This window comes from Flavisolibacter ginsengisoli DSM 18119 (assembly GCF_900129295.1).
Lineage (GTDB): Bacteria > Bacteroidota > Bacteroidia > Chitinophagales > Chitinophagaceae > Flavisolibacter > Flavisolibacter ginsengisoli.
The window spans coordinates 258201-274782 of the sequence record NZ_FQUU01000002.1; the positions used below are offsets into that span (position 1 = coordinate 258201).

Sequence of the window (16582 nt, forward strand, 5' to 3'; positions counted from 1 at the left end):
TATCCACTACCTATTCTTTTAGACCATAAAAACGCTTAACCACAATTCCAAATAGTCATATAAAAATTGCTTTCTCCCTTAAAAGGAATTGTAGCCGGAAAGGTTATTATACCCTAATCAATTCAGAATTAACTGGTAACAAATATTTCAGGCACACTCCCTCCGCTTATCTTTGATCCATGCTTAAGATCGGATTATTTGGAACGGGGCACCTGGGAAAATTTCACCTTAACAACTGGAAGGAAATACCTGGTATAGAAATTACCGGCTTTTTTGACCCTAATGATGAAACTGCAGAAGTTATTACAGCAACCTATGGAATAAAACGTTTTACCGAACAAGACGCATTAATTGATGCCTGCGATGCCATTGACGTGGTCACTCCTACTCAATTTCATTACTATATATGTGAGAAAGCCATAAAAAAAGGGAAGCATGTATTTGTGGAAAAACCTATGGCTCATACAATGGAAGAAGCCAGGACGCTGGTAGCACTGGCAGCAGAATCTAAGGTGAAATTCCAGGTGGGTCATGTAGAGCGTTTCAACCCGGCCTTCCTGGCTGCAAAAGATCTTGAACTGAACCCCATGTTTATTGAAGTTCACCGGCTGGCCCAATTCAATCCCAGGGGTACAGAAGTTAGTGTTATCCTTGACCTCATGATCCATGATATAGACGTTATCCTTAGCCTGGTGAAAAGCGAGGTAAAATCTATTTCAGCCAATGGTGTTGCTGTAATGACAGATACGCCTGACATTGCCAACGTACGCATTGAATTCAATAACGGGTGTGTAGCTAATCTAACTTCCAGTCGCATATCCATGAAGAAGATGCGAAAGATCCGGTTGTTTCAAAAAGACGCGTATATTGGTATTGACTTCCTCGAGAAAAAAACTGAGGTCATCAAATTAAAACAGGAATCCGATAAGAATGTATTTTCCTTTGACATTGAAACACCAAAGGGCACAAAGACCATTGCTATTGCCAATCCGACTGTACCTGAAGTAAATGCAATCAAAATGGAGCTACAGGAATTTGTTGCAGCCATCCAAAATAACACCCAACCTATAGTAAATGAGATTGACGGTTTCAGGGCTATGGAAGTCGCACACCAGATTTTGTACAAGATCAATTATAACCTTACTGCTTCTTAGGCAAATGGGCAATCACAGAATCATCCACCCTTCCTGGTACGCCTTGTCAGATTATGCCATGGGTTTTCTTGCCTGGGCCGGATTTTTTTTCTTACGAAAGAGTTTACTGCAGGAAGTGTATGAAACCGATTACACTTTCTGGTTAGGCGTATTTTTTATCCCTGCCGGATGGCTTATTCTATATGCGCTTGTGGGCAGTTACCACTCCCTTTATAAAAAATCAAGGCTCACAGAAACCTTAAGGACCTTTGTTTGTAGTTTTTTGGGATGCATTCTATTGTTCTTCCTTTTCATTTTGGATGATGTACATAATAATTATACATATTATTATAAAGCCTTTGCTGCTTTATTCTTTATTCATTTCTCCCTTACGCTTATTGGCCGGCTGATCATTTTAACCTACGCCAAAATACAACTGGACTCAAAAGCGGTACGGTTCAAAGCGATAATTGTGGGGCACCCACTAAATGCAGAGAAAGTATTTGCTGAGTCTGAAAAGAATTTAGAAAGAGAGGGGTACTATGTGCAGGGATATATTGCTTCCGGAGAGGCAGTAGGGTTTTCATCTGTTATCGAAAAGCTTGGCGATTTAGAATATCTGGAACAAATTATTGATGAGCAAGAAATCAGCCTGGTTATCATAGCCATAGATAAGAATGAACAGCCGCTTATTGCAGCCATTATTAACAGGTTATCTGAAAAAGATGTTTCTATTAAGATCCAGGCAAATACACTGGATATTCTTGCTGGTTCAGTCAGAACCAGTAATATCCTGGGGCCTGTTTTAATTGATCTGCACACAGGTCTTATGCCTGAATGGCAATTGCATATTAAAAGGGTGATAGATGTAGTATTATCATTTTTGTTCTTGCTGTTGCTTTCTCCTTTACTTGTGTACATTGCCATTAAAGTGCGCCTTTCATCGGCTGGTGCAATCATTTTTATACAGGAACGAATAGGATTTAAAGGCAAGCCTTTTAAAATGTTTAAGTTCCGGTCGATGTATGAAAATGCTGAAAAAGACGGACCTCAATTATCATCAGATGGTGATCCCAGGATCACCAAATGGGGAAGGACAATGCGCAAATGGAGGCTGGATGAATTGCCCCAGCTTTGGAATATTTTGCGTGGAGACATGTCACTCGTGGGACCTCGTCCTGAAAGGAAATATTACATTGAACAAGTGGTCGCGCAGTTCCCCTATTACAAGTACCTTTTAAAAGTGAAACCTGGTCTCACTTCATGGGGCATGGTACAATATGGGTACGCAGAAAACATAGAAGGAATTATGGAAAGAAGCAAATTCGACCTGGTTTATATAGAGAACATTTCCCTTTTACTTGACTTTAAGATTTTACTGCATTCCATGAGGATCATATTATTAGGAAAAGGCAAGTAATTCCTGCTGCATTTCAGATTTGCAAAATTGAATTCTATTTTTGATCAAACATATTTCCTTGCAAAAACTATTTCTCATCCTGGCTGCATGCTGCTTTTTCCATAATGGCATCGCTCAATATTGGCAACAAAAGGTTTCATACGTTATAGATGTAACGCTTAATGACAAGGAAAAAACATTGGATGCCTATGAAAAGATAACCTACACCAATAACTCTCCTGATACACTATCATTCATCTGGTTTCATCTCTGGCCAAATGCTTATAAAAACGATAAAACAGCATTTAGTGACCAGTTACTAGTCAATGGAAATACAAAATTCTATTTTTCTGATAAGGAACAAAAAGGATATATAAACAGGCTGGATTTTAAAGTGAACGGTATACCGGCCCGAACAGTGGACCACCCGGAATATATAGACATTATTAAATTACTATTGCCAAAACCACTTGCCCCGGGACAGGAAGTAATCATTAGCACCCCATTTCATGTAAAGTTGCCTTTTAATTTTTCAAGGGGAGGATATGATGGCCAATCATTCCAGGTATCACAATGGTACCCAAAACCTGCAGTGTACGATCAAAATGGATGGCACCCTATGCCCTACCTTGACCAGGGAGAGTTTTACAGCGAATTTGGCAGCTTTGATGTTCGCATCACAGTACCTGCCGATTACGTTGTGGCAGCTACAGGCAATTTGCAAAACGAGGAAGAACTAAAATGGATGGCTACAAGGAATGATACATCAGGTACGTTCCCAGCCCCCAGGACCCATACCAAAGTAAAACAAACCAGGAAGCCAGGATCAAAAACTATTAGCAACAATCCTGTACAGGCCACCGCCCAACAAGCCCAAACAAAAACACTTCAATACCTGCAAAACAAAGTGCATGATTTTGCATGGTTTGCCAACAAGAAGTTTATTGTTAATCACGATTCCTGCCTGTTGCCTTCAGGAAGGCAAATCCAGGTATTTACTTACTATACAAGGGAAGAAAAAGAAACATGGAATGCATCAACTTCTTATGCAAAAGATGCGATACGTTTTTATTCCAGTGAGGTTGGAGAATATCCTTATGATATTGTAAGCGTGGTGCAGGGCCCACAAAGTTTCGGGGGAGGAATGGAATATCCAACCATTACCATCATTTCTCCCATGCCTTCTGCCAAAGAACTGGATGTAACCATTGCACATGAAATAGGACATAACTGGTTTTACGGCATTCTAGCCAGTAATGAAAGAGACCATCCGTGGATGGACGAGGGCCTCAACTCTTTTTATGAAAAGAAATACACGGAAGGCAAATATGGAAGATCCAGCCAGGAAGAAGAACTTTTCTTTCAAACGAAGGCCCTCAGACATACAGATCAGCCAATAGAAACAACTTCCCAACAGTTCAGCGAAAGTAATTACGGTCTTGTGGCCTATCATAAAACAGCTGAGTGGATGGCCTACCTGGAAGAAAAACTTGGAAAGGAAGCTTTTAGAAATGCCATGCAGCGTTATTTTAAGGATTGGCAATTCAGGCATCCCCAGCCTACTGACTTCCGGGAAGAGATAGAGCAAACGTCACCACAGGTGGCCAATGAATTGTTTCCTTTATTATCTAAAAAAGGCATCCTGCCAAACCATGAACTTAATGGTTCAACAATCATCTCTCCTGTAATAAAACATTCAGTCAGGAATTACCTGCTCAATCCAACCCGCAATGCACTGATCCTTTCACCTGCCATAGGCATTAACAGCTACGATAAGTTTATGATAGGTGCCATTATTACTAATTACAAATTACCACCATCAAAATTCCAATTGCTGGCCATACCCTTGTATGGAACAGGGTCCAAACAATTCAATTGGCTGGGCAAACTCAATTATACTATTACTTCCAACGGGATCATTCGTAAATCAGATGTATTTGTAAATAGCTCCCGATTTTCAATGGATGAATTCACAGGTACAGCAGGAGAAAAGATCAGGATGCAATTCCGAAAGATCACTCCCGGCATTAAACTAACCTTCAGGGAAAATGATCCGCGAAGTACAATCAACAAGTACATACAATGGAAAACCTTTTTTATAAACGAGGAATCTATTCATTTCACCAATGACAGCATCATATCGGGAACGGATACAACATTGGTCACCAGGTATTCAACTAATTCCAAAGACCGGTACCTGAACCAATTGAAGTTTGTTTATGAGAATTCCAGGGCACTTTATCCTTTCAATGCAAGCCTACTGGTTGAACAGTCAACTGACTTCATCCGCCCATCAATCACTGCCAATTATTTTTTCAATTACCCCAAAAAAGGCGGCTTGAATGTTCGCTTCTTTGCAGGTAAGTTTTTATACCTGAATGGAAAAACCATAGCTAAACAATTTGCCAACGACAGGTATCACCTGAATATGAGCGGGGCAAAGGGCTACGAGGATTATACCTATTCAGATTATTTCATTGGCCGCAATCGTTTTGAAGGTCTGGAAAGCCAGCAGATAATGATCAGGGATGGAGGATTTAAAGTAAGAACGGATCTGTTAGCAGATAAAACCGGCAAAACTGACGACTGGTTGACAGCTTTAAATTTCACAACCACAGTCCCGGATAATATCAATCCCCTTTCAGTATTACCAGTGAAGATCCCTTTACGTCTTTTTCTTGATGTAGGCACTTATGCAGAACCATGGAAGACCAATACAGGTGATAGCAGGTTTCTGTTCGATGCAGGCATCCAAATTCCTTTGCTGGCCGAAACATTGAATATTTATATACCATTGTTGTACAGCAAGACCTATGGAGATTACTTCAAATCTCATAAGCCTGAAACCTCTTTCTGGAAGAACGTTTCATTCAGTATTGATCTTTTTAATAGGGACATTAAAGCACTTAACCGCGAAGTGGAATTCTAATGAAGGAACAAATGCTGATACAATATGTTCCCCATGAAAACATCAATAAAGAGAAATGGGACCACAGCATCCTTACCGCTGGAAATGGATTGATCTACGCTTATTCCTGGTACCTGGACAGGATGGCGGATAATTGGGATGCCATTGTAATAGGCGATTATGAATTGGTGATGCCATTGCCATGGCGTAAAAAAATGGGAATAGATTACCTGTACCAGCCTGCCTTTGTTGCGCAGTTAGGCCTATTTGGAAATGATATTACTTCAGACCTGCTTCAACAATCTTTTCTTGCCATACCGGCGAAATTCAGGTACTGGGATATGCCGCTCAATCATGCAAATAATTATACTCTGGAGGAGTATCAATTGAATCAAAGAACCAATTACATTCTCTACCTGGATAAACCATACACAGAATTAAATAATAAATACAGGGAAACTACCAGGCGAAATATTAAAAAAGCATTGGGTTATGGTTGCATAGTAAAAAGTGGTATTGATATTAATGAGGTCGTCAGCCTTGCCAGTGAACAACCCCAACAAAATGAAACGACTGTACAGGATTACACAAACTTTGCCTATATCTATGGTCAATTAGCAAAGGGGAAAAAGGCCATAACTTATGGTATCTATTCTACCACAAACCAATTGCTTGCTTCCTGCGCACTTCTATTTTCCAACAATAGGTGGTATTACATCCTGGTAGGCAATCATCCTAACGGCAGAACAATGGGAGCCTCTCATTTATTGATAGATGCTTTTATAAAAGATCATGCAGGCAGGCAGGAGATCCTTGATTTTGAGGGCAGCGACCTGCGCAACCTGGCCTTTTTTTATAGCAGCTTTGGCGGTACGCAGGAAAGATATGCCACTATCAGGTTGAACCGTCTTCCATGGTATATAAGATGGCTTAAAGAATAATGCTTCACCTGCTTAAAAATCCCTAACATACCTATTCATCTCCTGTCTATCTTTGCGGCAAAATTTTGATACATGAATTTGCATGAGTACCAGGCAAAAGAACTACTGAAAAAATATGGCGTTCCGGTACAGGAGGGTATTGCAGTCAGCACCCCCCATGACGCGGAAGAAGCCTATCGCCAGATAAAAACCCAATACGGAAGCAACTTTGCTGTGGTTAAAGCACAGATACACGCAGGTGGCCGCGGTAAAGGAAAAGTTCGTGAAACAGGCATCAATGGTGTAAAAGTTGTTAAGTCGGTTGATGAAGTTTGTGAAGTATCGCAAAAGATTCTGGGCGGAACGCTTGTTACCATCCAGACCGGCGAAGCAGGAAAAGTGGTTAATAAGGTATTGATAGCACAGGACATGTATTATGATGGCCCCAGTGAGCGCAAGGAATTCTACCTTTCTATTTTACTGGACAGGTCAAAAGGTGAAAATGTGATCATGTACAGCACCGAAGGTGGAATGGATATAGAGGAAGTGGCCCACAAAACCCCTGAAAAGATCTTCAAGGAGTGGGTATACCCGGCCGGCTTGCTGCAGGGATACCAGGCACGTAAGATCGCTTTTAACCTGGGGTTAAAAGGGGATGCTTTTAAGAACATGGTAAAGTTTGTTACTAATTTATATAAAGCCTACCTGGGTCTTGATGCTTCCATGCTCGAGATCAATCCACTTTTCAAAGCTTCCGATGACAAGATCGTTGCTGTGGATTGTAAAATGAACCTTGATGACAATGCACTGATGCGCCACCCGGACCTTGCTGCGATGCGTGATGTGGCCGAGGAAGATCCTACTGAAGTAGAAGCAGGTAAGCATAACCTGAATTTTGTAAAACTGGACGGGAATGTAGGTTGCATGGTTAATGGCGCCGGCCTGGCTATGGCAACTATGGATATGATCAAGTTGAGTGGTGGAGAACCAGCTAACTTCCTTGACGTTGGTGGCACTGCCAACGCTCAAACAGTAGAAGCAGGATTTCGTATCATCATGAAGGACCCTAAAGTAAAAGCTATCCTGATCAATATATTTGGTGGTATTGTACGTTGCGACCGGGTAGCGCAGGGGGTGATAGATGCCTATAAAAATATGGGCAACATTGAAATACCAATTATTGTTCGCTTGCAGGGTACCAATGCTGAAGAGGCTAAGAAACTGATAGATGAAAGTGGCCTTAAGGTTCAATCAGCTATTTTGTTAAGCGAAGCAGCACAATTAGTAAACAAAGCTGTTGCTGCAGCTTAAATAATACATTTTACAATGTAAAAGGCTACGGGTATACCTGTAGCCTTTTCTGTTTTATCCTATAAACAATAAACTTAAGTTATTATAATATAAAATATATTTTAACTGAAGAAATAAGCTATAGTTTTGATTATGTCCGAATTCAATATTCCTATGATAGTGGATAACATTCGTTATCAATTTACATTTACCAGGATACATAGCCCCTTAGCTGAAAAGTATTTTGTAACTGCTAATAACTTTCTCTCTGAGCCATTTTCTTTTGAAATGAAAAAGGACGAAGCCGCCAACTGGAAAGTAATTCTACCTGCACCAGAATGGGCAATGGAAATAGAACAAAAACTGGCTGCTGCCATCCAGGAAAACCTTCCTGTTAATTCTATCTAAAAAGAGGAATTATCATTTATATTGGCCCTTCTTTGTAAAGCTTCTGTTTGATCAGGAAGAATAAGATTTCCTTGTTACTAACAGGGAATTCCTACCTACCCTTCTATTATTTGCCATGCTGCAATAGATTTGCATTACCCAATAATGAATGGTGCAGCCCGATAATTTTATAAATCAATGTCATGAATCGCATTGACAGGTTGTTAGGAATTGTCACATTTTTGCAAACCAAAAAATATGTACCCGCAGAAAGGATCGCGGTCAAATTCGATATTAGCATAAGAACGGTTTACAGGGATATTAAGGCATTATCAGAATTAGGCATACCCGTTAGTTTTGAGAATTCAAAAGGCTACTTCCTGGTACAGGGTTATTTTCTGCCACCTGTATCTTTTACCAATGAAGAAGCCAATGCCCTATTGTTAACTGAAGCATTGGTATATGGATTTGCGGATCATTCTATCCAAAAGCATTATTCCACCGCATTAAATAAGGTAAAAGCAGTTTTACGTTCCAACCAAAAAGATAGCCTTGACATGCTATCCAATGCCATCCGCATTCAAAAACCCTCCTGTTATGATCTGCACCTGGAATATTTATCGGTATTACAAAATGCTATTACTGCGAAAAGGATCATTGAGTTAGAATATAAAAGCCTGGAAGAAAAGGTAAGCACAAGAAAAGTGGAACCGATCGGCCTCGTATTTTATGCTTTCAACTGGCACCTGATAGGATGGTGTCATAAACGTATGGAGTACCGCGACTTTAAGGTTTCACGCATCTTATCAGTGCATCAATCAAACTTACCTTTCACTGTACCTGAACACATGCACCTCAACGATTACATGAAACTATTACCGGTAAAATATTAATAGTTTTCAGACTGCCATAGGGTTGACAGTGGCACCCATTTATTTTGCTCTTCTAAACATATACATATGACGTTCACTCAAAACTTTTTAAAAGAATTGGAAACAGAGGCCATTACTACACGAAAAATGCTTGACCGGGTACCAGATGATCAGTTTAGCTGGAAGCCGCATCAGAAAAGCATGAGCGTACTTGAACTTGCCACCCATATTGCAGAAATTCCCGGATGGATACCAATGGTATTGAATACATCTGAAATGGACTTTGCCAATAATGATTACAAACGTCCAACTATCAATAACCACCAGGACCTGATAAACTATTTCACTCAATCAATGGAAGCTGGAAAAGCAGCTTTGTTAAGTGCAAAAGATGAACAGCTAAACGATACCTGGACAATGCGTAGTGGAGAAAAAATATTTTCTTCAGACCCAAAACTGGAAGTACTGAGAGGAGTTTTCAGCCAGGTCATTCATCACAGGGCGCAATTAGGCGTCTACCTGAGAATGCTTAATATTCCCATTCCCGGCAGTTATGGACCAAGTGCCGATGATGCTGAATTTGCCTAAACTTCCAGTAACCCGGCACTGCCGGGTTATTTTAATATATCATGCTTCTTCATATAATTCCAATGGCAGATCATCAGGATCCCTGAAGAAACAAAATCGCCGGCCTGTATATTCATCAATTCGTATAGGCTCCACAGTGATGCTCTTGTTGACAAGATATTCCACAGCTTTTTCAATATTTTCTACCCGGAAAGCAAGGTGGCGTAAACCTGCCGCTTCCGGCGAGGAGGGTCGTGGCAAGGGATGAGGAAAAGAAAATAATTCAATGATATAATTACCATCCAGGCACAGGTCTAATTTGTAAGAGTTTCTTTCCTTCCTGTAAACTTCCTGTTTCACAGAAAAGCCCAACACCTGGGTATAAAATGCTTTAGAACGCAGGTAATTGCTGCAAATAATAGCAATATGGTGTATTCCCTTCAATCCTTCCATTTTCATCCTTTGTATCAAATGTAGATCGAATACTCAAAAGCAGTAGAAGTGCAAGCTGTTTGCCTATAAATTACACCAAATAATAATCCCCTGCTTCTTCCGCAGGGGATCAAAAAATTCAGGCGGTGGTAGTGACTTGCTTCAAAGGGACAGACGCCTGTGGCTTTTCAAAGGTTTGAATCAAATGGTTTTTAATGGATACCTGGATTTTAGTTGGTTTTTCTCAGATGATTAAATATCACTCCTATTTTTCTCTATACCATCATCATAGATGCCTAATTCAATAGCCTACTAATTAATTTTAATTACACCTAGTTATTATCCCTTATTTCTCCAGCCAGTTATTAAATTGCGCCATGGAAATTTCAAATGGTTTACCAAAAGAGATCAACATCAGGAAAATAGAGGAACGTGACAACAGGGAACTCGCCTCCATAATTCGTTCTACATTGAAAGAATTCGGGGCTAACAAACCCGGCACTGTATACTACGATAATACCACGGATTCGCTCTACCAGCTATTTGAAAAAACACCAGGATCTATTTATTATGTGGCAGAATACAATAATGAACTTGTTGGTGGCGGTGGCATTTTCCCTTCACCGGGTTTGCCTGGGGGCACCTGCGAATTGGTTAAAATGTACCTGTTGAAGAAAGTAAGGGGATTGGGATTAGGAAGATTGCTAATTGAAAGATCCCTGGATTTTGCTAAGGCTTATGGTTATACACAAGTATACCTGGAAACAATGCCCGAATTAAAATTAGCACTGAAAGCATATGAGAAGCTTGGCTTTAAATATATTGATTCAGCCCTTGGCAATACCGGGCATTTTGGTTGTGATCTTTTCATGACGCTTGACCTGAACAAGCATGAAGCATCAACATAAACTGAAAGATGGACAAGGGATTATTGTTGTTGTTGTAAAGGAAGGCATTCGTAAACCGGGCTGAATAAATAGATCCTTTTTGTAGCCACTTCTTCACATCTGAAACGTTTCCTTATTTTCTCTCCTTTTTTGAACACTCTTCCATCCGGGGTTTTAAACAACATGCCAATATTCACATCCTCTACAAAGACCAGGTGACCCTTTTTATCATCATAATTTTTAAGGGTGCGTAATAGCAATTCATCTGCACAACTGGAGGCAGCAGGATTGTGTAAAGATTGCATAAGGGCATGCCTGATATCATCAGGAAACACTTTATGCTCTATGAAGCGCGCCAGCAACTGCCCAAAAATAGCCTTCCATTCCCGGCCATGTGAGGCTACTTTATTGCCATACTTTTCGAAAGTAAGTAAATGCGCCAGCTCATGCAGCAACGTGATCAGGAAGGCATATTTATTCAAATTACCATTTACACTGATCCGGTGATTGCTGGCATGTGTGCGGTGACGGTAATCGCCGAGAATGCTTTTGCGGTCACGCGCAACAGTTAGATGCACATGATAAAACTGAAGATAAGCCAGTACTTCTTCCAGGGTATTGGGTGGAAGATATTCCTGTAGTGTTGAAATGGGGGCTTCTTTTTTACTCATGAGGACTCTTCCTCAACAATTTCATTAGGATTGATACTTCCATAAAACTATATACCAGGTACAGGGCCATGCAGGTAAACAAGGCAGGTTTATTATAGGTTGTCTTGTAAAGAGATACATAAATAAATACCACAATTACACAAAGAAATAGTTTAATCATCATGCCTGAATAAACAGAACGGACAAAGACATGCGGATTAGGATTTTTCAATCCTTTCTGTGCCAGGAAAAAAGAAACAAGTGTGATCAGTAAAAGTATCAGGTTTCCTATAATGAGCACGTCCTGCTCCATTCCCCACCTGGCTAACATACTCCTCCCTGAAATAAAAAAAACATTCAAGGCAATAAAAAATATAGCTATTGGGAAAAACGACTTAAAGTTCCTCTTGGCCATTATCTGTTTTCTTTTTTGAAGTATCCTTTACCAATTGATAGATCATGACCACCAATATAAAAAAGGGCAGTAACCATACCAGGAGTGGCATGGAAAACCTGGCCCATTGATCTATTTTCATTCCAATAAATACAGCCAGCCCCAGCGACACAAATAATTGTGTACCCCACCCGGCATATCGCATCAGGTCTGAATTTGGCCTATTTTGCTTCTGCTGTTTGTTCATCAACTGTACTCATTACTACCACGCTTGCCGGCACTGCACCCATCTGGCATTGACCATTAAATATTGCTGTTGGATCAATTTGCAGGGTGGCAGCATGGATATTTCCCTGCACATTACTTTCACCACGAAGTTGCAATACTTCCATTACCGTGATATTGCCATTGACCTTACCGGTAATATCTGCCTGCTTGCCATGAATATTGCCTTCTACGTATCCTGTAGGGCCTATAACTACCTTGGCTGAGGAGATCACGTTTCCGTGAATGGTACCATCTATACGCAGGTCGTTCTCACTTTTTACATCGCCCTGCAAATTAGTGCCTTCACTGATCAGTGTGGCACTGTTGCCGATCTTGTCGGAGATGCCATTGGTTTTTTCTTTGTTGAACATAGGAATTGGTTTATGGATTAAAAATAATCAATCATTTGAGATTTCCTCCTTCGGAACCTGGAATTGTGTGGTATCGAGCTTTAAATCAGCATTTCCCCCTAACACTTTTTTTAACCCGTCAATATACTGCACCTGGTAATTGACCTGCTTTTCCAGTGAATCTGTAACATATTTAAGCTGGCGGTACTCCCTGCCTATGCCTGCATTTCCATATCCGGGAATATAATATTTGAGGGGGGTAAAGACGATCAGTGCCACAGTGAGGCCTGTCAAAAGCACAAATATGGTACTCAGCATGATATAAACACTCATACGGGAAAGCCGAAAGGTAACCACCTCCTCATACGTGTCATCATTCATGACCACAAGCCGGTAGCGGTTCTGTAATCGCTGCAAGGTGGAACCGGCATCTAGTTTTGCCATAGAAATCTGTTATGGCGCTAAAGATAGAGAAAACCCTGTCACCCAATAATCAACCATTACTATGACCAAAATGAGCTTTCAATTATTCACATTAAAATATTAATTTATTCATACCCCGCCGTTACAACTGGAACCCCCATATTAACTATCCAGTTTTAAACTTCAGGATTCCTGTTTTGAAGTAACCAAAAGTCATGGAAATGAAGAGATAAACCATAGATATCCCGAGGATATCCCGAGGATAAGCCGACGATAAGCCGACTCTTATAGAGTCGGGATATCCCCGGGACATCTATGGTTTATGTATGTGATAACGGTAGGATACGATGCAGTTTGGTAGTAGTTTGAAATAAGCTGGAACAAGCCTTGATAGCCTGGCTTTTTCTTAGAAGAATTGGTAAATGGAGCAAAAAAATGCAGATATTGCTTGTAGACAGAGTCTGGAAACCAGGTTAAAAACCAAAATAAATACTTCGTATTTATACTAAAATCTTTGAATTTCAGTTTATAACAGTTTAGTTTGCGACCGAAAATGAGTATTACCCGTCCATTGTTATTAGGCCTTATTGGATTGCTTGGAAGTGCTGCTTTTGGGACATTATCAGCACAAATGGGCTTTAACCTGGAGGTAAAAAAGCCAAAGCCTTACGAGGAACGGGTTTTGAAAGCTGAAAAGACCCCTACTGATAAAAAGATCAAGCCTACCAAGCGATTTTTCCAAAACCTTACTACGCATTACAATTACTATTTCAACGCCAATAATAAGCTTAACGAGGTTATAGAAAGAGCTAAAGCAAGCCACAGGGACGATTATGCTCAGCTATTACCTTTCTATAATTATAGCCTTGATGCTACAGCTGGCGACCAGCAGGAGCTGGATTCCGTAATATATAAATCCCAGACTGGCCTGGTCATGCATGACCTGCGCAGCGACTGGGCAGACAATATGTACCTGCTTTGGGGCGCAGCCTATTATTTCCAGAAGAAATTCGATTCTGCCTCCCTCATGTTTCAGTTCATCAATTATGCGTTTGCAGAAAAGGAAAAGGATGGCTATTATAAATATATTGGCAGCCGCATGGATGGCAATAACGCCCTAAGTATCTCAACCAAAGAAGATAATAGCCTTGTAAAAAAAGTATTTTCCACCTCACCCAGCCGTAATGATGCTTTACTATGGCAGGTAAGGACCTTGATAGCAAATGATAACCTGGACCTGGCCGGAACACTTATTGCCACCCTGAAAAATGACCCCGGATTCCCCGAACGCCTGCATGATGAACTGGAAGAAGTCCAGGCATTCTGGTTTTACAAAAACGGCATATGGGATAGTGCTGCAGTTCATCTTTTACAAGCACTTGATGTGGCGCAGAATAAACAGGAGAAGGCAAGATGGGAATACCTTGCTGCGCAATTATTTGAAAAGAAAGGAAATATAGAGGAGGCCCGCAACTGGTATAGTAAATCAATAGGCCATGGCACAGATCCAATAATGGATGTGTATGCCCGGCTGAACCTGGTACGCATAAATAAGGAGGGCGGCGAAAACTATATTGACCAAAATATTGCTGAGTTGCTGAAGATGGCTAAAAGAGACCGGTTTGCTGATTACCGGGACATCATCTATTACATGGCCGCCCAGATGGAGATAGACCGGGGAAATTTTGCTGCTGCCCAGGAACTACTTTTAAAAGCATCAAAATATAATAATGGCAACCTGGCATCGCGCAGCAATGCTTTCTTAATGATTGCGGACCTGGCATATAATCAGAAAAATTACAAAACCGCAGCATCTTTTTATGATAGTGTCCGCACAAATGAGCTCAAAGAGGAAGAAGTAAAAAGAGTTGAATCCCGCAAGCCATCACTTGCCAAAGTGGTAGCAGATATGGCTGTTGTTTCCCGGCAGGACAGCCTGCAACGGATAGCTTTGATGCCCGAAAATGAACGTAAAGAACTCATAACCAAACTTGCCAAGAAACTTCGAAAGCAACAGGGCCTGGCTGAAGAGAACTCAGGGGCATATGCAAGTGGTAATCTGCCTGTCATTTCTCCGAATGCTCCTCCAGTAGATCTTTTCAATACTGAGACCAAGGGAGAGTGGTATTTCTATAATAATGGCTTAAGAACAGGTGGTGCTGCACAGTTTAAACAAGTATGGGGTAACAGGCCTAATACCGATAACTGGCGAAGGTTTTCTCAGGTTTCAAATCAGCTACTGGCCAAGGTTCCGGCAGGCGCCACGCCCAATGCGCCCCAGGCTGCGCCAACAACTCCTGTTGACAATACCCCGAGTTACGAAACTTTGATAAAAAATGTTCCGTTAACACCAGAAGCAGTTCAGTTTTCCAACGACTCCATCAAGAATTCGCTTTTTAACCTGGGTAATGTGTACCTGAATGAAATGGAAGATTATGCTTCGGCTATAGAAGCGTTTGAAAGATTGCGCAGCCTTGATGCCTCCTATGCGAAAATGGATGAAGTTTTATTTGGTTTATATTATGCCTATTCAAAAACAGGCAATACAGGAAAAGCCAGTGAAGTGAAAAACCTGCTTTCCGGGAAGTTTGCGGGATCAAGGTTTACCTCTATTGTAACTTCAGGAAAGGATCCTGCTGCAAAACAAGGAGTATCTCCACAATCAACCAGGGATTACGAAGCTATATATGACCTGTTTTTAGAAGGGAAGTTTGACGAAGCTGAAGCTGCAAAGAAAAGAGCTGATAGCATATATCAAACCAATTACTGGCAACCACAGCTACTTTACATAGAGGCCGTTTACCACATACGCCAAAGGGATGACAGCACAGCCAAAAGCGTTTTGAACACCCTGATAGCTCAAAATGGAAATACACCCCTTGGCGCAAAAGCAAAGAACCTTCTTAACGTGCTAAGCCGGCGACAGCAGATTGAAGATGAATTGAATCGCCTGAATATTCAGCGCCCGGCAGAGGATACTGCTAAAGTTGTTTTGCAGCCCGTGATCAAGCCCGAGGAACCCAAATACCAGATGGCACAAAGAGACACTGTGCTTGCTAAAAAACAAGACCAGCCTTTAGTAAAAGCTGTACCCCAACGACCAGTGGATACACTGGCTCAAAAACCTATTGTTGTACAGAAAAAAGTGAACACTGTATACCAGTTCGAACCTGCTTTTGGTCATTATGCAGTTATAGTTTTGGAAAAAGTAGATGGCATTTTCAGTGGTGAAGCCAAAAATGCATTTTCCAGGTATAATAAAGAAAATTATTACAACCAGGATCTTCCGGTTAATGTGGTGGACCTTGATTCAGTTCACAAGCTGATGTTGATAGGGTCATTTGATAATGCGCAGAAGGCTATTGAATATGTTCAAAAGGCACGTAAACTGGCTCCAAATGAAATTGTGCCCTGGCTGAAGCCTGAGAAATATTCATTTAGCATCATAACTTCTTACAACCTGGAAGTATTACAAAACCTTAAGGACTTAAACCAATACAAGAAATTTTTGGAGCAAAACTTGCCCGGTAAATTATAGGTGAAAAAATATATAAGGTATATGTAACCCAGGTGTTCTGAAACACGATAACCCTGGTTCCTGATTTTATTGTTTAGTTAATTGTAGCTGGCAAACTTTAACCTTGCATTACACCCTATTTTTTAGTTTTGAAGGTTTAAAAGAAGATAAAGGGATGATTATGCT

General features: G+C 40.8%; 16 protein-coding genes. 10 read left to right on the forward strand and 6 right to left on the reverse strand.

Annotation, left to right across the window (positions count from 1 at the left end):
• Positions 1-179 precede the first annotated feature (179 nt).
• The 8 genes from BUA53_RS03220 to BUA53_RS03255 all read left to right on the forward strand — a co-directional run bounded on the left by BUA53_RS03220 (position 180) and on the right by BUA53_RS03255 (position 9497).
• Positions 180-1154, forward strand: coding sequence for a Gfo/Idh/MocA family protein (locus BUA53_RS03220; protein ID WP_072833803.1), 975 nt, complete (start codon positions 180-182; stop codon positions 1152-1154).
• 4 nt (positions 1155-1158) lie between these two features.
• On the forward strand, positions 1159-2553 hold the full coding sequence (locus tag BUA53_RS03225) for a sugar transferase (protein WP_072833804.1): 1395 nt from the start codon (positions 1159-1161) through the stop codon (positions 2551-2553).
• Between the two features lie 58 nt (positions 2554-2611).
• A complete protein-coding gene (locus tag BUA53_RS03230) occupies positions 2612-5461 on the forward strand; it encodes a M1 family metallopeptidase (RefSeq protein WP_072833805.1) in 2850 nt (949 codons plus the stop codon).
• The gene (locus BUA53_RS03235; RefSeq protein WP_072833806.1) at positions 5461-6381 is read left to right on the forward strand and encodes a hypothetical protein; all 921 of its coding nucleotides are present in this window, start codon (positions 5461-5463) and stop codon (positions 6379-6381) included. The genes BUA53_RS03230 and BUA53_RS03235 overlap by 1 nt, the downstream gene beginning before the upstream one ends.
• 72 nt (positions 6382-6453) lie before the next feature.
• Positions 6454-7671 carry an ADP-forming succinate--CoA ligase subunit beta gene (gene sucC, locus BUA53_RS03240; RefSeq protein ID WP_072833807.1) on the forward strand — a complete coding sequence of 406 codons (1218 nt, stop codon included), beginning with the start codon at positions 6454-6456 and terminating at the stop codon, positions 7669-7671.
• A gap of 132 nt (positions 7672-7803) precedes the next feature.
• Positions 7804-8058 carry a hypothetical protein gene (locus BUA53_RS03245; RefSeq protein WP_072833808.1) on the forward strand — a complete coding sequence of 85 codons (255 nt, stop codon included), beginning with the start codon at positions 7804-7806 and terminating at the stop codon, positions 8056-8058.
• Between the two features lie 182 nt (positions 8059-8240).
• Positions 8241-8930: a helix-turn-helix transcriptional regulator gene (locus BUA53_RS03250; RefSeq protein WP_072833809.1), complete on the forward strand. Its 690-nt coding sequence runs from the start codon at positions 8241-8243 to the stop codon at positions 8928-8930.
• Positions 8931-8996: 66 nt separating this feature from the next.
• Positions 8997-9497, forward strand: a complete 501-nt coding sequence (locus BUA53_RS03255) for a DinB family protein (RefSeq protein WP_072833810.1) — start codon at positions 8997-8999, stop codon at positions 9495-9497.
• A gap of 39 nt (positions 9498-9536) precedes the next feature.
• Here BUA53_RS03255 and gloA2 read toward each other — a convergent pair whose 3' ends face one another.
• Positions 9537-9929, reverse strand: a complete 393-nt coding sequence (gene gloA2 / locus BUA53_RS03260) for an SMU1112c/YaeR family gloxylase I-like metalloprotein (protein ID WP_072833811.1) — start codon at positions 9927-9929, stop codon at positions 9537-9539.
• A 356-nt stretch (positions 9930-10285) separates the two neighbouring features.
• Here gloA2 and BUA53_RS03265 point away from each other — a divergent pair, with 356 nt between their 5' ends.
• Positions 10286-10816, forward strand: a complete 531-nt coding sequence (locus BUA53_RS03265) for a GNAT family N-acetyltransferase (RefSeq protein ID WP_072833812.1) — start codon at positions 10286-10288, stop codon at positions 10814-10816.
• Between the two features lie 20 nt (positions 10817-10836).
• Here BUA53_RS03265 and BUA53_RS03270 read toward each other — a convergent pair whose 3' ends face one another.
• The 5 genes from BUA53_RS03270 to BUA53_RS03290 form a co-directional block, all read right to left on the reverse strand.
• Positions 10837-11466 (reverse strand): SprT-like domain-containing protein, encoded by a 630-nt coding sequence (locus tag BUA53_RS03270; protein WP_072833813.1) that lies wholly within the window; start codon positions 11464-11466, stop codon positions 10837-10839.
• Complete coding sequence (locus tag BUA53_RS03275; protein ID WP_139256322.1) at positions 11459-11776, reverse strand: hypothetical protein; 318 nt, start codon at positions 11774-11776, stop codon at positions 11459-11461. Before BUA53_RS03275 ends, BUA53_RS03270 begins: the two co-directional genes overlap by 8 nt.
• Before the next feature lie 64 nt (positions 11777-11840).
• Positions 11841-12086 (reverse strand): hypothetical protein, encoded by a 246-nt coding sequence (locus BUA53_RS03280; protein WP_072833815.1) that lies wholly within the window; start codon positions 12084-12086, stop codon positions 11841-11843.
• Complete coding sequence (locus tag BUA53_RS03285) at positions 12061-12477, reverse strand: bactofilin family protein (protein ID WP_072833816.1); 417 nt, start codon at positions 12475-12477, stop codon at positions 12061-12063. Before BUA53_RS03285 ends, BUA53_RS03280 begins: the two co-directional genes overlap by 26 nt.
• A gap of 27 nt (positions 12478-12504) precedes the next feature.
• On the reverse strand, positions 12505-12900 hold the full coding sequence (locus tag BUA53_RS03290) for a hypothetical protein (RefSeq protein WP_072833817.1): 396 nt from the start codon (positions 12898-12900) through the stop codon (positions 12505-12507).
• A gap of 532 nt (positions 12901-13432) precedes the next feature.
• On the opposite strand from BUA53_RS03290, the gene porW reads away from it, so the two are divergent.
• Positions 13433-16417, forward strand: coding sequence for a type IX secretion system periplasmic lipoprotein PorW/SprE (porW, locus tag BUA53_RS03295; RefSeq protein WP_072833818.1), 2985 nt, complete (start codon positions 13433-13435; stop codon positions 16415-16417).
• Positions 16418-16582: the final 165 nt, after the last annotated feature.